This window comes from Psychrobacillus sp. (assembly GCF_056205495.1).
Window position 1 is genome coordinate 1 of sequence record NZ_JBAEAP010000196.1, and the last position, 4,632, is coordinate 4,632.

The window sequence follows — 4,632 nt, forward strand, 5'->3', positions numbered from 1 at the left end:
AAAAATATTCGAACAAATTTAACCTTTGATGAAATGGTATCTATCCAATCCAATTACCGAGGAGCTGTTGGAAATGTGAATCAGCTCTATATCCAAAAAGGACAAGGTAAAATGATTAATGGCGTTTGGTACTATTTGATGGATGCTAACGAACTTAACACTATTAAGACAACATTGAAAAATGAGCTTGCGATGAAATAAGAAAAAGGGCTGCCAGGTTATGCTGGCAGCCTTTTTGTGTGATATTAATTCCCCATTGCCTGACTTAAAATTCCGTCACGGCGGGCTTTTTTCTTCGCTTCATACTCTTTTTTCATTGCTTTAGCCTGTGATTGATCATGCCCATTTGCTGCAAGGTCTTTTTCAACAGCTTTTAACACGGCGTTAAATACTTTATCTGTATTTCCCTCTAAGTCCTTGGCAGCCGCCATATATTTATTGTAGAAGTAACCGTAGTCAATACTTTCCCCATTAGCCTTTTTCGTACTATACTCCGTTTTAGCTCGTCCTACTAATGCATTGATCTTGGTGTCAGCTTGTCCTTCTAAACCTTCCATTGCTGGACGATATTTCTCCATGATTGTATCTACTGACTCACTTTGTAAGGTAGAATCCGTGCCACTCCCACTTGGCTTTGGAGAGCTTGCATTTCCAGAGCTTGCTGTATTCCCAGGACTCTGAGAGGGTGTCGATGCATTATTAAAATTGGAAGCTGAACTTGTAGGACCGGAGACTGCTTGTGTATTACCATCTGAGGTCCCTGTAGCTCCACTTGGCTCTGTTCCCTCAGTAGTTTCTTGTATAACTTCTCCATTTTCATCCATTAAGATCGTGATACCACCTGGTAGTTCCACCTTGTATGGCTCCTTCTCTACGATCTCTTTCACTTCCTCGTCTGCTACGTCATATTCTTTAAATTTAAACATATACAATAAGTAACTACCACCGGCGATAATTACGGCAAGAGCTATTAAAGAAAATATTTTAAGCTTTTTCATAAATAATCTCCCTTCCTAGTAAAAAGTAAAACTAGTTTAACACGGATTTTAGTTATATAGTGTCGTTTATAGTAAAAATATGTATAAAAGCCCATCCTTTATACAAGTAATGGGCTTTTGTATTTAAATAACTTATTTAAAAGTTACAGAGAAAGTAACGTTAATTGCAGATCCGTTGTTCACAGTCACAGGAAGAGAATATGTTTTACCTTTTAATTCATCTGCAGATTTAATATCTGTAGGAATTTGTTTTTTCAGGTAATCAATACCTTCTGATGAAAGTGGATTTAGACCATTCACATGTGTTACGCCCACTTGAGTAACAAGCTGTGCAAAAAGACCTTTGCCTAAATAGTTATTAATCGCTTCAGGCTTTACATCTTCTTTAATAGTTACTGTGTAAGCATTTGCTCCAGTTTTCTCCACTGTTGCAATATCAGATTGAGTTGCATTTAAAGTGGCAATAATAGACGCAACTTTTGTATCTAAAATTTGTTGCTGTTGAGCTGGAGTTGTTGTATCTCCTCCCCCATCAGCTGGTGGATTGCCAGGGTTAGTGATTGGTGGCGTTGGAGCTGGTGTAACTGTGCCGTTTACAGCTTTTCTAGTCTTCTCTACTTCTACCATAAGCGCAGCTACGAATTTATCAGTAGATGGGCTTGGCAAACGATGTAAAATTGCTTCGATTTCTGCAAGAGAAGCTTTAGCTTCTGTCAATTTATTAGTAGCTAAGAAATCATTAATTTTTACTAGTTCCATGTAGATTGTTACAGGAACCATTAACTCATCACGTTTTGCATCTGCAGGTTTTTTATACTGCTCTAACAATAGATCGCGAGCTGCTTTACCAGAGAAACGGTATAGAATTGCAGTTCTGCCTTTTAGCTGATAAGAAAGCTTATGGTACGCTTTTTCTACTGCCGCGAAGTCATTTCTTGCTTGCGCTTCGTTTAATTCATTCATGATTGGCACCAAGTATTTCGTTGCATAGTTATGTGCATCAATATATGGCACTAATCCTCCAGAAATTTTTTCATTGTAAAGGGAATCGATTTCACCCAGCTTTGCATTCTTTTGAGCTGTTGAAAGTCCAGAAGCTCCTTGAATGGATTTTCTAGCGTTTTGGTAGTTTTTCTTTGCACTATTTAGCGCAGGGTATAGTGCACTACTCGGTGCAAGCTTGCGTTCTAAAGAAGGATAAACGTAGTGTGTTGTTGCCTTGTTCAACTCTGTTTTCACTTTATTTACTGTTTGGTCAACCGAGGTTGCCCCCAGTGCAGCAGGTGCAAAAGATAATACCGATGTAGTTAATAATGCTGCTGCTACTGATTTTTTCACGAAATTTTTACTCATAAAACTCCTCCTTTTAATTTTGGGTAATTATGAAAAAATTACCTTCTACTCACGTTTCCATAATACCCTTAATTTTTAAACTATTCAACTTATAACATAATAATATATTACAAAAATACTTATAAAATTACATATTATGTGATTTTTATTATCGTTTTATAGAAAAATGGGGAACTTTGGGGAAATTTATAGTTTTTTAGCTAATTATATTAAGTTATTACGACTTGCTTGAAAAAAGAGGATCGCTATTAAGATTGAACTTACTACTACTTCATTATATGTATATATTAAAAGTGAATTTTTACCATTTTAGGTTACATTATGTAATCGCTTTGTAGTAATATTAGAGGTAATACATTATAGGAGGAACCCCACTTTTGAAAAAACTCACCATGATCATCACCTTGTTTATTTTGCTGTTATCTACTTTCACTACTGCCTCTGCGGCTGCATTGTTCAAGGATGTGGATGACTCCCATCCAGACAAAGCCGCCTACGATTTTCTAGCTACAAAGGGTCTTATTGTCACTAACGCCACTAGTAATTTTGGAGTCACCAAGGAAATAACTCGATTAGAGGCTGCCGAGCTACTTGTCGAAGCATTAGACATCGATACGTCAAAGCAATTTGATGTACTCATATCAGATTTTGATCGAGATCACCCAAGCTACCCAATAGTTGCCGCTTTAGTTGAAAGAGGGATAATGAGTCTCGATGGAGATCATGCGTTTAATAGAGATCAGCCATTTTCTCGTGGCGAGGCTGCAGTCTTTTTAGTTCAAGGTTTTAGTTTGACTGGAACGGTTCCGAACACGTTCCAGGATGTGCTACCAGAATATTGGGTTTCAGAAGCTATAAAGACGCTACAATCCCATCATATTATTAGCTCAACAGCCGACAATACGTTTAGACCTCTCGAAAATGTGACAAAAGGAGATTTCGTCGTTTGGTTAGCTCGCAGCATGGAACCAAATTTACGTAAGGTAATTGCTCCACCAGCCCAACCTGTCCCTCCTGCAAAATCATGCGAGAAGCCTAGCAACAAGAAAGTAGTAAAGGTAAACGTACAGGTCACATCCCTTTGGAAGACACCAAACTCCTATCGATCTGTAGATAGAACTTCTATATCGGCTCCGGTAGATATTCACAAGTGGACGCAAAATATGAGTATTAAAGAAAAATGGTGGTTAGTTAATAGAGTCGACACCCAGGCACTGTTTGGTGACGAGGTTACGATTTTAAAGACAAGTGGTAGCTGGGTCAAAATTGCGATTAAGGACCAATATGTTCCTCATCAAAAGGAAGGCTACCCAGGCTGGGTTCCGAAATCACATATTTATGAAACTACAAAGGACTATTCCGATTGTGTCATTGCCGTTGTAAATGCAAAAAGCACAACACTCTATAGCGATACGGCTAAAAAGAATAAATACATTAGCATCAGCTACTCTACTATCCTTCCAGTAATCAAGGAGGAAGGCGATTGGCTGCATGTGCAGACTCCACAAAACGGCGTGAAGTATATGCAAAAGAAAGACGCAAAGGTATTCAAAAACTACAAGTCTATTCCTAAGCCGACTCAAAAGGATATCATTAATAGCGCTAAAATGTTCCTAAACCTCCCATACTTATGGGCTGGGACGTCCTCTTACGGCTATGATTGCTCTGGTATCATCTATTCTGTATATAAAAATCATGGAATCATCATACCAAGGGATTCATTTGTTCAAGCAACAAAAGGGACGGCTGTAAAGAAAGCCAACCTCCAGCCGGGAGATCTAGTATTCTTCGCTGGAAACCGGGGTAAAGGAAAGGTATATCACGTAGGGCTTTACGTTGGTGAGGGTAAAATGCTGCATGCACCGAGCTCTTCCTCTAAAGTAAGAATCGAGTCGATGAATGCTGGGACTTTTAAGACGAATTATGCAGGTGCTCGGAGATATTTGGATTGACAGATTGGACGATCGGGGTGAATTCATGTCTACACATGATCAATTAAGTGTATTTATTAGTTTAATTCTTAGGCATAAGCCAGAAACAATAGGTATTACATTAGATGAATTTGGTTATGCGAATGTGGAGGAATTACTTGAGGGTATAAATAACAGCGGTAAGCTGATTGATTTTCATATATTACAAGAGATTGTAAGGACCGATAAGAAAATGAGATATAGCTTGGATGAAACCTCCACATTAATCCGAGCTAATCAAGGTCATTCTATTTCTGTGAAGGTTCCTATGAAAGAAGTTGTGCCACCAGAGTTTTTATATCATGGCACTT

4 protein-coding genes and 1 pseudogene are annotated in these 4,632 nt (G+C 38.3%); 3 read left to right on the forward strand and 2 right to left on the reverse strand.

The window, feature by feature from the left end:
• Window positions 1–201, forward strand: a pseudogene (locus tag AC06OU_RS05835) (LytR family transcriptional regulator); the annotation flags it as partial.
• Between the two features lie 44 nt (window positions 202–245).
• Here the strand turns inward: AC06OU_RS05835 and AC06OU_RS05840 are convergent.
• Both AC06OU_RS05840 and AC06OU_RS05845 read right to left on the reverse strand, forming a co-directional pair.
• Window positions 246–998, reverse strand: a complete 753-nt coding sequence (locus AC06OU_RS05840) for a hypothetical protein (protein ID WP_475854577.1) — start codon at window positions 996–998, stop codon at window positions 246–248.
• 132 nt (window positions 999–1,130) lie between these two features.
• The gene (locus AC06OU_RS05845; RefSeq protein WP_475854578.1) at window positions 1,131–2,351 is read right to left on the reverse strand and encodes a hypothetical protein; all 1,221 of its coding nucleotides are present in this window, start codon (window positions 2,349–2,351) and stop codon (window positions 1,131–1,133) included.
• 377 nt (window positions 2,352–2,728) lie between these two features.
• Between AC06OU_RS05845 and AC06OU_RS05850 the strand changes: the two genes are divergently transcribed.
• Window positions 2,729–4,303, forward strand: coding sequence for an NlpC/P60 family protein (locus tag AC06OU_RS05850; RefSeq protein WP_475854579.1), 1,575 nt, complete (start codon window positions 2,729–2,731; stop codon window positions 4,301–4,303).
• A 25-nt stretch (window positions 4,304–4,328) separates the two neighbouring features.
• Window positions 4,329–4,632 (forward strand): RNA 2'-phosphotransferase (locus AC06OU_RS05855; RefSeq protein ID WP_475854580.1); only part of this gene is annotated, 304 nt, incomplete at its 3' end.

What these genes read in the sequence shown, in the direction of transcription:
- AC06OU_RS05840 (WP_475854577.1), bottom strand. Translation starts at nt 998, where the DNA reads ATGAAAAAGCTTAAAATATTTTCTTTAATAGCTCTTGCCGTAATTATC.
- AC06OU_RS05845 (WP_475854578.1), bottom strand. Translation starts at nt 2,351, where the DNA reads ATGAGTAAAAATTTCGTGAAAAAATCAGTAGCAGCAGCATTATTAACT.